At 54.6% G+C, this 15881-nt stretch carries 15 protein-coding genes; 4 read left to right on the top strand and 11 right to left on the bottom strand.

The window, feature by feature from the left end:
* Positions 1 to 2: 2 nt before the first annotated feature.
* From sufS to ACQG0S_RS09355, 7 genes are all read right to left on the bottom strand, one after another.
* Positions 3 to 1223, bottom strand: coding sequence for a cysteine desulfurase SufS (sufS, locus tag ACQG0S_RS09385; protein WP_048965653.1), 1221 nt, complete (start codon positions 1221 to 1223; stop codon positions 3 to 5).
* Positions 1220 to 2491: a Fe-S cluster assembly protein SufD gene (sufD, locus tag ACQG0S_RS09380; protein ID WP_048965654.1), complete on the bottom strand. Its 1272-nt coding sequence runs from the start codon at positions 2489 to 2491 to the stop codon at positions 1220 to 1222. The genes sufS and sufD overlap by 4 nt, the downstream gene beginning before the upstream one ends.
* Positions 2466 to 3212: a Fe-S cluster assembly ATPase SufC gene (sufC, locus tag ACQG0S_RS09375; RefSeq protein WP_022647874.1), complete on the bottom strand. Its 747-nt coding sequence runs from the start codon at positions 3210 to 3212 to the stop codon at positions 2466 to 2468. The genes sufD and sufC overlap by 26 nt, the downstream gene beginning before the upstream one ends.
* Before the next feature lie 9 nt (positions 3213 to 3221).
* The gene (gene sufB, locus ACQG0S_RS09370) at positions 3222 to 4712 is read right to left on the bottom strand and encodes a Fe-S cluster assembly protein SufB (RefSeq protein WP_003857739.1); all 1491 of its coding nucleotides are present in this window, start codon (positions 4710 to 4712) and stop codon (positions 3222 to 3224) included.
* Between the two features lie 8 nt (positions 4713 to 4720).
* Positions 4721 to 5089 (bottom strand): Fe-S cluster assembly scaffold SufA, encoded by a 369-nt coding sequence (gene sufA, locus ACQG0S_RS09365; RefSeq protein WP_022647873.1) that lies wholly within the window; start codon positions 5087 to 5089, stop codon positions 4721 to 4723.
* 321 nt (positions 5090 to 5410) lie between these two features.
* The gene (locus tag ACQG0S_RS09360; protein ID WP_048965655.1) at positions 5411 to 6139 is read right to left on the bottom strand and encodes a MerR family transcriptional regulator; all 729 of its coding nucleotides are present in this window, start codon (positions 6137 to 6139) and stop codon (positions 5411 to 5413) included.
* Between the two features lie 188 nt (positions 6140 to 6327).
* Positions 6328 to 7548, bottom strand: coding sequence for a diguanylate phosphodiesterase (locus tag ACQG0S_RS09355; RefSeq protein ID WP_023299928.1), 1221 nt, complete (start codon positions 7546 to 7548; stop codon positions 6328 to 6330).
* A gap of 339 nt (positions 7549 to 7887) precedes the next feature.
* Between ACQG0S_RS09355 and ycgZ the strand changes: the two genes are divergently transcribed.
* From ycgZ to fdhF, 4 genes are all read left to right on the top strand, one after another.
* Positions 7888 to 8127, top strand: a complete 240-nt coding sequence (gene ycgZ / locus ACQG0S_RS09350) for a regulatory protein YcgZ (protein ID WP_022647869.1) — start codon at positions 7888 to 7890, stop codon at positions 8125 to 8127.
* A gap of 4 nt (positions 8128 to 8131) precedes the next feature.
* The gene (locus ACQG0S_RS09345; RefSeq protein ID WP_032622175.1) at positions 8132 to 8452 is read left to right on the top strand and encodes a hypothetical protein; all 321 of its coding nucleotides are present in this window, start codon (positions 8132 to 8134) and stop codon (positions 8450 to 8452) included.
* 29 nt (positions 8453 to 8481) lie between these two features.
* Complete coding sequence (locus ACQG0S_RS09340; protein ID WP_022647868.1) at positions 8482 to 8760, top strand: biofilm/acid-resistance regulator YmgB/AriR; 279 nt, start codon at positions 8482 to 8484, stop codon at positions 8758 to 8760.
* 188 nt (positions 8761 to 8948) lie between these two features.
* Positions 8949 to 11099, top strand: a complete 2151-nt coding sequence (gene fdhF / locus ACQG0S_RS09335) for a formate dehydrogenase subunit alpha (RefSeq protein ID WP_048966242.1) — start codon at positions 8949 to 8951, stop codon at positions 11097 to 11099.
* 52 nt (positions 11100 to 11151) lie between these two features.
* Here the strand turns inward: fdhF and ACQG0S_RS09330 are convergent, their stop codons facing one another.
* From ACQG0S_RS09330 to ACQG0S_RS09315, 4 genes are read right to left on the bottom strand one after another with little or no spacing between them, the layout of a single operon-like run.
* Complete coding sequence (locus ACQG0S_RS09330) at positions 11152 to 11805, bottom strand: helix-turn-helix transcriptional regulator (protein WP_022647866.1); 654 nt, start codon at positions 11803 to 11805, stop codon at positions 11152 to 11154.
* Positions 11806 to 11846: 41 nt separating this feature from the next.
* Positions 11847 to 12359: a fimbrial protein gene (locus tag ACQG0S_RS09325; RefSeq protein WP_022647865.1), complete on the bottom strand. Its 513-nt coding sequence runs from the start codon at positions 12357 to 12359 to the stop codon at positions 11847 to 11849.
* Positions 12360 to 12370: 11 nt separating this feature from the next.
* Positions 12371 to 13318: a fimbrial protein gene (locus ACQG0S_RS09320; RefSeq protein ID WP_032676314.1), complete on the bottom strand. Its 948-nt coding sequence runs from the start codon at positions 13316 to 13318 to the stop codon at positions 12371 to 12373.
* 1 nt (position 13319) lies between these two features.
* Positions 13320 to 15863: a fimbria/pilus outer membrane usher protein gene (locus tag ACQG0S_RS09315; protein ID WP_048966243.1), complete on the bottom strand. Its 2544-nt coding sequence runs from the start codon at positions 15861 to 15863 to the stop codon at positions 13320 to 13322.
* Positions 15864 to 15881 lie beyond the last annotated feature (18 nt).

Here is a 15881-nt window from a genome sequence, read left to right as displayed (position 1 = left end):
CGTTAGCCAAGCAGCTGGTGAATACGTTTTAGTCCCGCCACCAGTCTGTCGACCTCTTCCGTTGTGTTGTACATCACCAGCGATACGCGGCACATGGCCGGTACCTGATAATACGCCATCAGTGGCATCGCGCAGTGATGCCCGGTACGTACGGCGACGCCGTAATTATCCAGGAAACTGCCCACATCATAAGCGTGATGCTTGCCGAGGTTGAAGGCTATCACACCCAGACGGTCAGCAGGGCCATATAAGGTCAGATCCGGGACGCCGGCAAGCTCCTGCAAGGCATATTGCATCAGCAGCTGTTCGTACTCCTGAATCGCCGCCAGCCCCGTTTCAGATACGTAGCTAATGGCCGCGCCCAGCCCGATGATCCCGCCCGTGTTTGGCGTGCCCGCCTCGAAGCGCCAGGGCGCCCGGGCGTAGGTTGTGCCTTCCGTCAGGCTGACGGTGGCAATCATTGACCCGCCCCCTTCCCACGGCGGCATGGCCTGGAGAATATCCTCCTTCACATACAACACGCCGATGCCCGTCGGACCATACAGCTTGTGCCCGGAGAAGACGTAGAAATCGCAGTCCAGGGCCTGAACGTCAACCGCATGGTGCATCACCGCCTGGGCGCCATCAATCAACACTTTCGCACCGGCCTGATGGGCTTTGTCGACGATCAGCGCCACCGGATTTTCCGTCCCCAGCACGTTTGAAACGTGGGTCACCGCTACCAGCCGCGTTCTGTCGTCAAGCAGGGCGTCCAGCTGTTCAAGCTGAAGCGTACCGTCTTCGTTTAGCGGGATCACCCGCAGTTGCGCCCCCATACGCTCACAGAGCATCTGCCAGGGCACGATGTTAGCGTGGTGCTCCATCTGGGTGATGATGATGTTATCCCCCGCGTGCACCTGCGCATTGCCCCAGCTGTTAGCCACCAGGTTGATCCCTTCGGTGGTGCCACGCACGAACACCAGCTCTTCCGGCGAACGCGCGTTGAGAAACGCCGCAACCTGCGTGCGCACGTTTTCCATGCGCTGGGTCGCCTCGGCGCTCAGAGTGTGGATCCCGCGATGGACCGCCGCATAACCGTGGCGGTAAAACTCGGCTTCCGCATCCACCACCTGATTCGGTTTTTGCGCGCTGGCCGCACTGTCGAGATAGGCCAGCGGCAGACCGTTCACTTCACGGGTCAGTACCGGAAAATCTGCCCGGACTTTCTCTACGGGAAATGTCATGCTTCGCCTCCAGGCAGCCGCTGACCGATACGGGCCAGCACCTGCTGTTTAAGTCCGCCATCGGGCAGCGCTTCCGTCAGCTCAGCCGCAAAGGCGTAAATAATCATCTTTTGCGCGGCCTGCTGGTCTATCCCGCGAGAGCGCAGGTAGAACATCTGCTCATCGTCAATACGCCCGACCGTTGCGCCGTGGCTGCATTTCACGTCGTCCGCATAAATTTCCAGCTGTGGTTTGGTGTCCACCTCTGCCAGACGTCCCAGCAAAAGGTTGTTGTTGGTCATCTGCCCGTCAGTTTTGATGGCGTGCTGCGCCACATTGATCAGGCCGTTAAACACCGCACGTCCTTTGTCGCTGACGATGGTTTTGTGCAGCTGACGGCTGTTGCAGTAGCCTTTGTTATGCTCAAGCCAGGTGCGCGTGTCGCACACTTCTGACTTCACCGGCATCGCCAGGCTGTTAATACGCAGCGTAGTGTTCTCACCGTTCAGTTGGGTGCTGGTATTGTGGCGCAGCACCGCGCCGCCAAGCAGAAAGCTGTGGCTATACGCCGCGGCATCCTGGCCCAGCAGAATATCGTTGTGGGCGAAGTGGTGACTGAGCGAATTCTCAAACGCCAGCTTGATATGGTGCAGTTGGGCGTTAGCCGCCACGTTCATCGTCAGACGCGAGCCGGTAAAATGGCGGGTGTCGTTCAGACTAACGTAATGCTCAATTACCGTCGCTTCTGCCCCTTCTGCCAGCTCGAGATGGTGGCGATAGTGGGCGGTGTTGATCTCGTCGCCCTCAACACCCTGGGTGATATGCATCAGCAGCAGCGGTTTCGCCGGGCGCTGGTTACGCTTAACGTGAATATGGGTTAAAGACTGAGACAGGCTCTCTGTCAGATGCAGGAAGACTTCAGGCTGAACGGGCGCGTTCAGCGACTGACGCTCATCATTAATGGCGATATCGAACCCGCTCTCCTGTACGCTGTCGCTGAGTTCCTCACGAAACTGCCCGTCTACAAACACCAGACGCACGGCATCCACGCTCAGCGCCAGCACATCGCGCTGGCCGGGGCTAACCTGCGCCAGACGGGTGACAAACTCGCCGTTCAGCAGGCCGTCCAGCGGGGTATATTTCCAGTTCTCATGCTTACGCGTCGGTAAACCGAGACGCAGCATCTGCTGGAGATGGTGCTGAGCCTGTTCAGAGCGCGCTCCACCCTGGGCTTCAAACAGCCGGTGCCACTGCTGGAGTGCATTACTGCTGTTCGGTAAGCCAGCCATAACCCTGCTCCTCCAGTTGTTTAACCAGCGTAAAGTCACCGGATTTCACAATGCGCCCCTGATAAAGCACGTGGACATAGTCCGGTTTGATGTAGTCCAGAATACGCTGGTAGTGAGTCACGATAATAAATGAGCGGTTACCGTCACGCAGAGAGTTTACGCCGTCGGCAACGATCTTCAGGGCATCAATATCCAGCCCTGAATCGGTTTCATCGAGAATGCACAACTCCGGCTCAAGAACCGCCATTTGCAGAATATCGTTACGTTTTTTCTCACCGCCGGAGAAACCCACGTTCACCGAGCGGGTGAGCAGATCTTCGGGCATTTTCAGCAGCTTGATTTTCTCTTCCATCAGATCCTGGAAGTCAAAGCGATCCAGCGCCTCAAGCCCGCGATACTTGCGCACCGCGTTCAGCGCGGTTTGCAGGAAGAACTGGTTGCTGACGCCCGGGATTTCCACCGGATACTGGAAGGCCATAAAGATGCCCTCACCGGCACGCTCTTCAGGCGACATCTCCAGCAGATCCTTGCCGTTAAACTCAACGGAGCCGCTGGTGACCTCATAATCTTCGCGTCCTGCCAGCGTCGCTGAAAGCGTACTTTTCCCGGAGCCGTTTGGCCCCATGATGGCGTGAACTTCACCCGGTTTGACGTCAAAATTGAGCCCACGCAGGATCTCTTTCTCTTCCACGCTAACCTGTAAATCTTTAATGCTTAACATGTGCTTTCCTTAACCGACGCTGTGTTCAAGACTAATGGCGAGGAGTTTCTGGGCTTCAACGGCAAATTCCAGCGGCAGTTCAGAGAACACGTCCTTACAGAAGCCGTTAACAATCATTGAAATCGCATCTTCTTCACTGATCCCGCGTTGCAGGCAGTAGAACAGCTGATCTTCACCGATACGTGACGTAGTCGCCTCATGCTCGAGCTGGGCGCTGTTATTGCGGCATTCGACATAGGGGAAGGTATGCGCCCCGCAGTCCGCACCAATCAGCATGGAGTCGCACTGGGTAAAGTTACGTGCGTTGGTGGCTGTCGGCATGATTTTCACCAGCCCGCGATAGCTGTTCTGGCTGTGACCGGCAGAGATCCCTTTGGAGATGATGGTCGATTTGGTGTTTTTACCGATGTGGATCATCTTGGTGCCGGTATCGGCCTGCTGATGACCGCTGGTCAGCGCCACGGAGTAAAACTCACCGATGGAGTTGTCGCCGCGCAGAATACAGCTCGGGTATTTCCAGGTAATGGCGGAGCCGGTTTCTGACTGCGTCCAGGACATCTTACTGTTTTCACCTTCGCACAGCGCACGCTTGGTGACGAAGTTCAGAATACCACCGGTGTTGCCATCGCCCGGGAACCAGTTCTGTACCGTAGAGTATTTCACTTCCGCGTCTTTATGGATGATCACCTCTACCACCGCCGCGTGCAGCTGGTAGCTGTCGCGCACCGGCGCCGAACAACCTTCGATATAGCTGACGTAGCTGCCTTCATCGGCCACCAGGATGGTGCGTTCAAACTGGCCGGTTTTTTCCGCGTTGATGCGGAAATAGGTTGAGAGCTCCATCGGGCAGCGCACACCTTTAGGCACGTAGATAAAGGTGCCGTCTGACGCCACCGCCGCATTCAGTGCCGCGAAGAAGTTATCGTTACTGGGTACCACGGTGCCAATGTACTTTTTCACCAGCTCCGGGTGATCGTGAATGGCTTCCCCAAAGGAGCAGAAAATTATCCCCTGCTCCGCCAGCTTTTCACGGTAGGTGGTTGCCACCGAGACGGAGTCAAAAATGGCGTCCACCGCCACCTCTTTACCTTCGCGCACGGGCACGCCGAGCTGATTGAAGGCCTCTTCCACCTCTTTACTCAGGAAGCTGTTCTCGGCACCGGTTTGCTGTACCGCGCCGGGCTGCGAGGCACAGGTATCATCGCAGCTGCCGCATGAGGGCGCGGAGTAGTAGCTGTAATCCTGATAGTTCAGCTTATCGTAATGCGCTTTCAGCCAGTGGGGTTCTTCCATCTCCAGCCACGCGCGGAATGCGCTCAGGCGAAACTCCAGCATCCACTCCGGCTCGTTACGTTTCGCCGAAATGGCGCGCACGACCTCTTCGTTGATGCCTTTCGCCAGCTCATCGGTTTGCAGCTGCGTGAAGAAACCCTCTTTATAGTTGAGGTGTCCGCCGCTCCAGGTGTTTACATCACTCGTTGCTTCAGTATTACGAGACATAGTACCGCCTATACCCCAAAGCTTTCGCCGCAGCCGCATTCGTTCTGGGCTTTCGGGTTATGAAATTTGAATAACTGGTTTAAACCTTCCCGAACGTAGTCGACTTCGGTTCCATCAATAAACGGCATAGCCTGTAGCGCGACGTATAACTTTGCACCGTCGGTTTCAAAGACCAGATCGTCCTTTTTGGGTTCGGTTACGGTATCCAGCACGTAGCCAAATCCCGCGCAGCCCGTCTGCTTAACGCCTAAGCGTACGCCGAGGATGTCGGGATTTTTTGCCACCAGCTCATGAATATGCGCCGCCGCCGCGGGCGTCAGCGTTAAGCCACGCCAGGCAAAATCGGCCGGATTGAAGGTTTCTGAATGCAGTTCCATAGGTCCACCTCATCTGATAAGCCACCAGGGCATAACACCATGTTAGTGATAACGATTATCACTTCAACCCCCTGCGAGCAGGGGCTTTGGGCTAAACCGCCCTTTTTGGCTACTTTCATTAAGCATAGACCCTGTGACGGGATGCGGATGGGAGGGTTAGTTTTGTTCAATGCATTGATAAATAATGCATTTCATAAGAAAGGCGGTAAGGTGGCGGGCAATAATAAAAATTGTATTGAAAATACCTATTTTTAAGATAGCTATCTTCCATTAAGAAAGCGGACTCGAAAAGACAAAAAGGCCCTGACGGACCCCTTAACATCAGTGATGGAACGAGACGGCGAAACCCTGTTCACGCCAGTGGTCGAGCTGCTCCTGTTGACGAGGCGTAGGCGCTTTACCGGTCCAGACGAAAATTTTTTGCCCGGGAAAGAGTTCCGGACGCGGAGAATCAATCGGCTCAGCCAGCACGTCAATATGCCAGCCCTTATAGGCAAGACGGGCAGCTTCCAGCCACAAATGCGTACGGTCGTCGCACTCCCACCCAATCAGCAGCGCATCCTTACCTGCTTTTTTTCGCGACTCACCCAGGCTTGTAACGGCAAACTCAATCAGGACACCGTCGAGCAGGCTCGCCATGTGACGCACCGTATTCTGGTCCTGGTTCATTCGCTGACGCACAGGGGTGATGATGTTATCTATCAGAACATCCATCGCATGGTCGCGGCGGAACTCGCCGATTTTGGCGCGCAGTTTTGCCGGGCTGGCATAGCGCAGAACGGTTAACATTTCTTCCTGAAACGATGCCCAGTTCCCATGCGTCATCACTTCTGTATTTTCAAGAAGCGCTTTTACTTTACCGACCGAAACACCCGTTTTCATCAGGCGTTTGATCTCTTCGATACGCAGGATATCTTCATCGTCAAACTGACGATGACCCCCTTCACTTCGCTGCGGCTTCAACAATCCATAACGGCGCTGCCAGGCACGCAGCGTAACGGGGTTGATACCGCATCGTTCGGCCACTTCGCCGATACTGTAATAGGCCATTAACTCCCTCACGCACAATACTTCCATACCTAACCAAACCAACCTTATCAGATTGTACAAATCATTTGTATAACTAACTCCTCGTTCTGAGACAAGTGAATGGCTCAAAGAACCCCTCACTCGTTAATGTATTGTTGTATAAATTTAGCCGTACGTACAGGTCACTATAAAGAGTTACGTACAGGTTTTTATAAATCGTACTTTTTCTCGGGCCAGGCAATCGCCGGAATGCCCCCCAGACGCGGGCTGGCGAAAAGGTGCCCCTGGAACTGAGAAATCCCGGCAGATTCCAGCCACATCCACTCTTCAGCCAACTCTACGCCTACCGCACAGAACAGAATTTCCAGGGACGCGCAGCATTTAATAATTGACTGAATGATCGCCTGACGCGGGCCGCTCTTGTGCACGTTGGCAATCAAATCACGGTTGATCTTGATTCTGTCCGGCTGAAACTGGGCCAGCAGTTGCAGACCGGCGAATCCCGCGCCAAAGTGATCGATGGCCACGCTGATCCCGGCGCTTTTAAGCTGTCTGACCGCGCTGGTGAACTCTTCGAAGCGCGAGATGGCCTCGCTCTCGGTGAACTCGACTACAATTTGCTCCGGCACAAAACCGTTCGCCTCAATTGCCGTCAGTAAAAAATCGACGGCGCCAGGAACATTGACCAGCGTCATCGGCAGCAGATTAATGGACAACGTTTGAGTCTGTAGGCCCAGCGCGCTGGCCATCGACAAAGCCACCTGTTTACTCTTCAGATCCGATTCGTACAGCGCCTCACGCGACAGGTGGGCAAAATAGCTTTCCGGGGACTCACCGGACGGCGTGCGGATCAGGGCTTCCCAGGAAACTACCTGCTGCATAAACGGATCGACGATAGGTTGAAATGCGAAACTACAGTCCGCGCCCTTTGCCACTACTGTCGGCTGGGAGGATAACGGCGTATTTTCGGTGACAAACTCCCAGGCGTCAGCCGGAGGCAGCTCAAAGTAGTTGGCTTTTTCAGTGGCCTCAACGAAGGTGCGGAAAAATTGCAGGGCGCGATCGTTATAGGTCAGCTGATAGCGCGTTGTGCCTTTATCGAGTACCTGTTGCAGCACTTCGTTGGTGTCGTACTGACGAAGGTCGAAGAGCTCCATACCCACATTGCCAAAACGTCTTGAAGGCCCGTGATCGCTCAACAATTCGACCACGTTGTGATGCCGTGGGTCACGGCAGATGAGCTCATAGATCTCCTTAACGTTATCAGCGGGCCCTTCAAGTAACTGAAAAAAGTGTGTGCCGTTAAACAGCAAAATCCCCGTCACATCGAACTGGCGATTTCTACAATTTGCAGCAGCGACCATGTCTTCCAGCGCTTTCACTGGAACGTCCTCGCAGATATGACTGCGGTAAATGATGGTTGTGAGCATGCTAATCCTGAAGATTGAGGGGGTGACCACGAAAACACGTGGGGAAAACTCTGTTATAGCACATTAATTGCCCAACAAATAATTTACATCTCAACGATTTACACGGCTTTTTTGCGTCATTTACGGGCTTGTACAACTCTGCGACGCCGCTTCGGATTGTACAATATATCTTGTGAATACCGCAGTAAATCGTATAAGAATAAGCATATGATAAATAATGATTTTATAAAATATATTATAAAATATTTAAAAAATTGTACATTTTAAATGTACAGATTTGAAAATTATGTATACCTTAAATGTAACGTTACTGATTACAGAATTTTACAGGAGCGAAACATGCAGCAGAACGGATACGTCGCAGACTCAGCAACAGCGATTGCGCAGTACTTCGAAAAAGCCGCGCTTCCAACCCAACAGGAAACCCTGGGTCAGGTTGTTGTTGAAATCCTTAGCGATGGGCGGAATCTGAATCGCAAATCGCTCTGCACAAAACTGTTGAGTCGCCTTGAAAGGGCCAATGGTCCGGAAGAGGAACATCATTATCACCTGCTTCTTGGTCTGCTCTTCGAACGTTAATGTTATGAACAGCAGTGATGCGGACCGACTGATCGACCAGCTTATTGGAGAAGCCGCTCTTTCACTTTTGAAGGAGCGCGGTCCCGTGACGACCGAGGGATTGGTTCAGCGTCTGCGTAACATGCAAGCCTGTGAGACGGATCCCCAGCGGCGGGAGACATTAGCGAGGGTGATAGCTGAAATCAGCACAGGCACTGTCGCTTTTAAAGGTCGCAGAACCGCACAAGGACGAATACAGAGAGAGGGATCTCTCAAAAATAATCGAGACAATGTAGTGCCGTTATTTGGAAATGGAAAACCGTCCGATCCCAAAAAGATGCATTGACTACAACTTTACAGCAACGGTGAGAACAAATGAGACAAAATATTCAGCTTCAACCCGAATACCACTCCGCCTTTTTAGATAGCGCGTTGTCGGAGTATTTCCGTCACGCAGGCGATCGCTTTGCTGAAGAGTCTGCCATTTTTTCGACTGCGGTTCGTTGTGTTCTCGCTTCTGAAGGTCATCTGACCAACAAAGCGATCATTCTCTGGCTGATCCAGACGCTGGAAACTACCGACGATGTCGTTAAGGCGGATGTGATCCGCAAGACGCTGGAAATTGTTGTCGGTTATACCATGGACGATCTTTAACGCCTCTCCCTTCCCTACGGATAGCGTGTCATCGTCAATACTGACGAACAGACTGACGATGACACACCCTCTCTTCCCTGACGCCCTGTTAATCAAGCACGCTGAATGTGGCATGGATCCTGCTTAGTCAGCTAAGGGACTGGGCTTTCCAGTAAACATTGCTTCATTTCTTAACAGGTCTGTTATTGATGAAAAAAATCGCCAGCGTCTGCCCTTACTGTGGTGCAGGCTGCAAACTAAACCTCGTCGTGAAAAATAACCGGATTATCCGTGCCGAAGCCGCTGATGGCGTAACCAATCAGGGCACGCTTTGCCTGAAAGGATTCTACGGCTGGGACTTTCTTAACGACACACGGCTGCTTACCCCCCGTCTGACGCAGCCCATGATCCGCTACAGCAAAGGCGAGTCCTTTACCCCTGTTACCTGGGAAGAGGCCATTCGCTATACTGCTCACAGGCTTAAAAGCATCAAAGATCAGTACGGCCCTCGATCCATTATGACCACGGGGTCCTCGCGGGGAACGGGCAATGAGACCAACTATGTGATGCAAAAATTTGCCCGTGCGGTGCTGAACACTAACAACGTCGACTGCTGCGCCCGCGTCTGTCACGGTCCGTCCGTTGCCGGTTTACAGGAGACCCTCGGCAACGGTGCCATGAGCAATTCCATTAACGATATTGAAAACTCAAAATGCCTGCTGGTGTTCGGCTATAACTGCGCCGACTCTCACCCCATCGTCGCCCGACGCGTGCTTAAAGCACGTGAAAATGGCGCAAAAATCATCGTCTGCGATCCGCGTCAGATTGAAACGGCACGCATTGCCGATCTTCATCTTCAGTTGAAAAACGGCAGTAACATGGCGCTGGTCAATGCCTTTGGCTATGTCCTGCTTGAAGAGGAACTGTACGACAAAAACTACGTTGCCCGCTTCACAGAAGGGCTTGAGGCTTACCGACTGACGGTAAAAGATTACGCACCCGAGCAGGTTGAACATCTGACGGGCATTCCCGCGCGGGATGTTCGTCAGGCAATGCGCATGTTCGCGGCGGCGCCTTCAGCAACGGTAATGTGGGGAATGGGCGTTACGCAGTTTGGTCAGGCGGTTGATGTGGTGAAAGGTCTCTCCAGCCTGGCGCTGCTCACCGGCAACCTGGGCCGCCCTGCCGTCGGCGTAGGTCCGGTTCGCGGGCAAAATAACGTTCAGGGTGCCTGCGATATGGGCGTTTTGCCCAATATGTTCCCCGGCTACCAGGATGTCACTGACCCGGCGGTCAGACTGAAATTTGCCGATGCGTGGAAAATCAATGTCAGCCGGATGGACGATCGCGTCGGGACGCGTATCACCGAAGTGCCGCATCTCGCGCTGGAAGGTAAGATCAAAGCCTATTACATCATGGGGGAAGATCCGCTTCAGACAGAAGCCGATCTGGGCCTAGTCCGCCGCGGCTTTGAGTCCCTCGATTTTGTGGTGGTTCAGGACATCTTTATGACCAAAACGGCAGAGGTGGCTGACGTACTGCTCCCTGCCACGTCATGGGGAGAACATGCTGGCGTGTTCACCTGCGCCGATCGCGGCTTCCAGCGTTTTGGCAAGGCCATTGAGGCCAGCGGCAACGTCAAGCGCGACTGGGAGATCATCAGCCTGCTGGCCACGGAGATGGGCTATCCCATGCATTACGAGAATAACCAGCAGATCTGGGACGAAATGCGCGAGCTGTGCCCCCTCTTCTACGGCGTGACCTACGAAAAAATGGGCGAGATGGGCCATGTCCAGTGGCCCTGCCCAACCCTTGATCATCCCGGCACACCCTATCTGTACAGGGATAATCAGTTCGACACCCCCACTGGCAAAGGCCAGCTGTTTGCTGCCCCCTGGCGCGCTCCGGCCGAGACACCGGATACGGATTACCCGCTGGTACTTTGCACGGTGCGCGAAGTCGGTCACTACTCCTGTCGCTCAATGACCGGGAACTGCGCGGCGCTGCAAAGCCTGGCCGACGAGCCGGGCCGGGTGCAAATGAACCCGGCCGACGCGGATGAGCGTGGGATCGCCGACGGCCAATTGGTCTGGGTACGTTCACGCCGGGGTAAAGTGATCACGCGCGCCAGCATCAGCGAGCGCATCAATGCGGGAGCAATCTATATGACCTACCAGTGGTGGATTGGCGCCTGTAATGAGCTGACGCAGGATAATCTAGACCCGATCTCCAGAACGCCTGAAACGAAATATTGCGCCGTGCAGATGGAGGCGATCGAGGACCAGCGCTGGGCGGAGGATTTTGCGGCTTCTGCGTACCAGACCATGAAGACGCGGTTGATCGCTGCGGTTAACGTTTAAATGCATTGCCGGGTGGTGGCTATCACTGCCCGGCCAGCTATCCGCTGGCGTTTTACGCTATCTGTTCTGCATAATTATTTTCAAGGTAATCGCGAAGCAGGTTCGGACGGCTCTTTTTCTCCATCAGCCTTCTCAACAGTACGATCAGCTCGTAATCGCTTCGCAGATTAAATTTTTGCATCAGCATATATTTATGGGTAAAGACCGTTTTCTGGCTCATCTCCAGCGCCTGAGCGGTCTGCACTACCGACAGCCCTCGGTAAAAATTGACCAGAATACGAATTTGTTGCCGGGATAACCCTTTATGCTGGCAGTCGAAGCAGTTATGTTTAGTCCATGTGTAACCCGGTAATTGCGTCCTGAACCACGCGATAAACAGTACGCCACTGATACGATCAAGCGATGCACGGCGAGGGAGAAAAATAATGTCCTGAAAGCAGGAGGGCAACGCCGAAAAGCGCAGTTCATCGTCGACAAACCCTAGCACAATCCCTTTTTGCCGGGCGAGTAACTCGGGAAAACAGGTCAGTGTTTCACCCTGGCATAATGACAGGACAATAATATCGGCCTGACTGACGTTTTCATGGGTCAGCGCCAGGTTAAATGTGATGGCACGATGAAAGTTATGTTTAAAAAAATCCTCGAAAAATTCATGTAGCCCAGCCTGAAAAAATAGATCGGTTTCCTGAATCAGAATATTTAACATAGCTCATACCAACGTCTTTAAAAAAGGCATATCACCGGCGCTCAGTTGTACTGCATCGTCATCACCACAACTGCACTGATGCTTCCCGGCGTGACGCCACCCGTCACGGATTTAACCGAGGCCTGCATAGCCATTGTCGCGGTTCTGTCGGCACCAATAGTTTGAGTCATGCCAGAGCCTGTTCCTTTAAGCGTACCCGTTTGGGCATCGCGCATGGCTATCGCCACGTGCGTGGCCGAACCGCTGTTCATAAAATAGTCCGCGCCCGCCGCGGGATCGGGGCTGCCGGTAAAAGAGACGGTCACACTCTGCGTTCCCGTTGGGCACTGGGTGAACAGCAGACTAAATGGCACCGGATCCGATGTTGAGCCCGGCGTCGCCATATTGGTTGCCTGAATATTGCCCAGATTGACATCGAGGCTGTTACTCCCGCCATTAAATATGCACGGCGACGCAACGATATTTCCCGTCACACCGATGTTGACGCTATCAGCGGTGAAAGCCTTCCCGCTGAGTAAAGCCAGTAACAGCAGTGTCCCGTATATTATTTTCATCTTCGTACCTGCTACTGATAGGTCAAATTAAGGGTGGCGGAGGCATTTGCTGAACCTGACTCCACGCGGTTCAACGTCTGGTAATATCGGGCCGTTAACGGCAATGTCTCTTGCCCGCCGGCAGACTGCCGCAAGAATAGTCGGCTGTTCATCACCAGCGGCACACCGTTATAGATAAGCTGCACCCCAACCCCTTTTGCGGTGCCGGCATTCCCCTGCCCGGTTAAGGCCATCACGCTGGTATTGGCGCTGTCCGGATTCTGTATTCCACTGAGCGAGACCGTAATATTGGTTCCGGCGGCGCAAGTTAAGCCCAGGTTTTGCGTGTTCTGTGCTCCCGCTGGCGTGGTGCCCACCACAGTGCCGAACGCCGAGGCGGGGATATCCCCGATCGGAAACGTCAGCTGTGACGTATTCACCGTGCACGCCATGGCATTAATGGTTCCGGCGGTGAGCTGCGTGGTCAGGCCGTCACGATAGATGCCGTCGCTCCCCTGAAGCGTCACGACGCCGATCGCCCCCGGGGTTAACGCCCCCGATGAGACCGGGCCAGTCACCACCAGCTCAATCCTCCCGCCATACCAGTCGACATAGGAGGTCTGCGCATTGTACGAGAACGTATTGCTCGGGTTTTCAAAATAGGCGTTGGAGGAAAAGCGTATGCCTATCCCGCTGACGTTAGTGTTGTAAACATGATTGCCGTAGCTGCTCAACGTGGCGCTGTTGTAGCGCATGCTGAATCCCAGCATCAGCGGATTAGCACATCCAGTAAGATAGGAACCTGTGGCTGTCGCCGCGCCGGAAAAGACCACCGTGCCGACAGGCGCATCACGCTGCACGTTAATCGTCCCCACGGACAGGGTTGACAGCTGCGGCGTGATGGTGGTGCACGTACCGGCACGGGCGAGGTTTCCCGCCGCGAGCAAACAGAGAAGCAAAATCACGATAAGCCATTTCATGTTAACGTTCCTGACGGCAGGAGGCGCGCATGTCAGCGATCCCACCGAATGTTGAGTTTGTCGGCAGGCTGAAATTAGCGCGGCATTGCTGGCTGGGCTGACTCCCCCATGTCGCGACTAACGTCCCCTCCTCGCGCATACCGGTTAAATAAACCTGACCGCGATCGCCCACAATAAAACTGCTGCTCTCATCACCGACAAGGGTGACCACCGCCCCAAACGGAACGGCGCGTTCGTTGTCGGTCAAGGTCATCAGCACCCGGCGACCTGACTTCGGCAAATAATCGGCTCTCACCACCGCTCCCCGCGTCGGCGTCACCGTGCGGGTGTTGATCTCCAGTTCGACATCCTCCGGCATATTTTCCGGATCGAGAGTGAGATCGTTTTTTCGGTAGACCGAAAGGTTGCTCACGACCGTATAACCGCGAACATCTGTCCGTACACCGGGCTGATTGCGGATATCCACGCCGTGGGCGCCAGGCGCTTTAATTAAGGCGTTGGTCTCCCCCAGCGGCTGAGAAAGCGTGATGCCATCAGCATGGGCGAGAATGCCGCCTTGTAGCCCGTAATTCAGGCGTTCACTGTTTTTGTCATAACCATACCCCGCCGTGGCTTCGCCATAGGTGCCTCTGTAGTTCGCGTTAACGTTGCCGGTATAGCCCACGCCCTCTGTGCCGTATCCCTGCTGCACGTTCCAGTTCAGGGCTCGGTTTTCGAGTGCCACCCCGTTCAGACCGATGCTGTGTGTCGTCCCGTTATTCCTGCTGGCGTTCATGCCATAGTTCGCCCATGTCTGCGGCAAAAATTTATCCAGCGGAATGCTGATGTTGAACGCCAGAAGCTGGTCGTGATCAGCGTTTTTTTGGTTGTCGCGGGTTTCTGACGCTGAGCGGACATTTTTGCTGTAGGTCCATGTCAGGCCATAGCTGATGTTGTGCCAGTAGTTGCTATAGCCGACGCTCCACGAAGCCATCGACTTACCGTCATTCCAGTAATCTTCCTGCGCCGCACTGAGGGTGAGCGCGCCCAGGTTGTCCCCCAGCGTCTGGCTCATTGTCAGCTCGGCACGGTTACGTCGCCTGTCCTGAAGCGCGCTGCTGTCGCCGTACGAATCGAGGACCTCTTGCATCCCGTAATAGCCGCGGGTCGAGTAGCGATACCCGGCAATCGAAAAGTTCGTCCCGGAATTAATAAAATTCTTGCTGTATCGGGCCCGCCACGACTGACCGCTTGTTTTCGCGGCATGCTCCGGCGTTGACCAGCCCTGGGTGAGGTCTGCGGATATCGCCCCGAAATCGCCCATGTTCTTGCCCACCCCCAGAGCCGCCGACTGGTACTTATCTGCCCCCTGAACGCCGCCATAGAGCGTGAGGCCGTAAGGGAGGCCGTAGATTCCGGTCAGTTGCCCGAAGGGGGTTTTCTCCACGCTACGGTTATACGATCGATACTGCCCGGCGGTAAGGGCATATTTCAGGCGCCCCTCCCGTTGCAGGACCGGCAGCGAAGCGTACGGCAGGGTGAAATGTTGCTCACTGCCATCGGCTTCGACGATCGTGACATCAAGATCGCCCGCGCCGCCGGTGGGATACATATCCGCGATCTCAAACGCGCCCGGCGCCACATAGCTTTGGTAGATTTGATAGCCATTCTGACGCACCACGACCTGCGCGTTAGTTCGCGCAATACCGCGCACCACCGGCGCATAGCCTTTCAGGGAATCCGGTAGCATGTCGTCGTCGGACGCCAGCTGGACGCCGCGAAAAGGCATGCTGTCAAAGACATCGGCAGGGGCGGAACTGTCTCCGAGCGTAAGCTGGGCTTGCAGGGGAATAATCGCGCGCTGCATCAAGGTATAGACATTGTCCCACTTATCCTGGCCGGACGCATCGCGGGACCAGGTGGTGTAGTTGCGTAACCGCCAGGGACCGACGTTGATCCCCGGTCGCAGGTTTGCATACTGACTGTCGCTGCGGGTGCCTGCCCCGCTTCTTGACCGGCTGTTCGCGCCGCTCAGGCTGTAGTTGAGTATGGCCGCGGTAATGCCTTCATCCCACATCTCCGGCGGAACGTAACCTCTCGCTGGCAGATCTATGGCCGCCTGTGGGATGCTGATTGCCAGACGCTGGGCGCCAAACTGGAAGTCCGCGCTGGCCTGTGGAATCGCCTTGAGATCGGCGCATTCTCCTTGCCCGGCGTCGAGCTGCGGGAAAAGCGCCGTTTTCACGCCCCACGCTTTTAACTGCCTGATACTCAGGCACGGCTGCAACGTTTCACTGCCGTTAGCATCCTTCACTGCCATGAAACGAATATCCCGCGTTTCCAGCAGCCGATCGTCAAGAATAATATCAACGAGGTACGTCCCGGGCGCCTGCGAGCCGGATTCAAAGGCAGATAAATCCGCTTTTCCCATTCCGGGATTATCCAGTTCTACCAGTTCCGTATTAAACGTCTCACTGGCATACAGCGTGGGAGAGAAACCCGCAAGCGCGAGGGCAATGAATATTGCCAGGCGCGCAGGCTGCACTGTATTAAATGCCGTTGTCATGACGAGCACCCGATTAAT

This window comes from Enterobacter cloacae complex sp. 418I7, from assembly GCF_050030705.1.
Taxonomy (GTDB): Bacteria; Pseudomonadota; Gammaproteobacteria; order Enterobacterales; family Enterobacteriaceae; genus Enterobacter; species Enterobacter intestinihominis.
The sequence above is the reverse complement of the archived record's forward strand: the minus strand, read 5'-3'. Positions and strand labels throughout refer to the sequence as shown.

Excerpts from the sequence above, each read along its gene's own strand:
- sufS (WP_048965653.1), bottom strand. The coding sequence starts at position 1,223 with ATGACATTTCCCGTAGAGAAAGTCCGGGCAGATTTTCCGGTACTGACC.
- sufD (WP_048965654.1), bottom strand. The coding sequence starts at position 2,491 with ATGGCTGGCTTACCGAACAGCAGTAATGCACTCCAGCAGTGGCACCGG.
- sufC (WP_022647874.1), bottom strand. The coding sequence starts at position 3,212 with ATGTTAAGCATTAAAGATTTACAGGTTAGCGTGGAAGAGAAAGAGATC.
- sufB (WP_003857739.1), bottom strand. The coding sequence starts at position 4,712 with ATGTCTCGTAATACTGAAGCAACGAGTGATGTAAACACCTGGAGCGGC.
- sufA (WP_022647873.1), bottom strand. The coding sequence starts at position 5,089 with ATGGAACTGCATTCAGAAACCTTCAATCCGGCCGATTTTGCCTGGCGT.
- ACQG0S_RS09360 (WP_048965655.1), bottom strand. The coding sequence starts at position 6,139 with ATGGCCTATTACAGTATCGGCGAAGTGGCCGAACGATGCGGTATCAAC.
- ACQG0S_RS09355 (WP_023299928.1), bottom strand. The coding sequence starts at position 7,548 with ATGCTCACAACCATCATTTACCGCAGTCATATCTGCGAGGACGTTCCA.
- ycgZ (WP_022647869.1), top strand. The coding sequence starts at position 7,888 with ATGCAGCAGAACGGATACGTCGCAGACTCAGCAACAGCGATTGCGCAG.
- ACQG0S_RS09345 (WP_032622175.1), top strand. The coding sequence starts at position 8,132 with ATGAACAGCAGTGATGCGGACCGACTGATCGACCAGCTTATTGGAGAA.
- ACQG0S_RS09340 (WP_022647868.1), top strand. The coding sequence starts at position 8,482 with ATGAGACAAAATATTCAGCTTCAACCCGAATACCACTCCGCCTTTTTA.
- fdhF (WP_048966242.1), top strand. The coding sequence starts at position 8,949 with ATGAAAAAAATCGCCAGCGTCTGCCCTTACTGTGGTGCAGGCTGCAAA.
- ACQG0S_RS09330 (WP_022647866.1), bottom strand. The coding sequence starts at position 11,805 with ATGTTAAATATTCTGATTCAGGAAACCGATCTATTTTTTCAGGCTGGG.
- ACQG0S_RS09325 (WP_022647865.1), bottom strand. The coding sequence starts at position 12,359 with ATGAAAATAATATACGGGACACTGCTGTTACTGGCTTTACTCAGCGGG.
- ACQG0S_RS09320 (WP_032676314.1), bottom strand. The coding sequence starts at position 13,318 with ATGAAATGGCTTATCGTGATTTTGCTTCTCTGTTTGCTCGCGGCGGGA.
- ACQG0S_RS09315 (WP_048966243.1), bottom strand. The coding sequence starts at position 15,863 with ATGACAACGGCATTTAATACAGTGCAGCCTGCGCGCCTGGCAATATTC.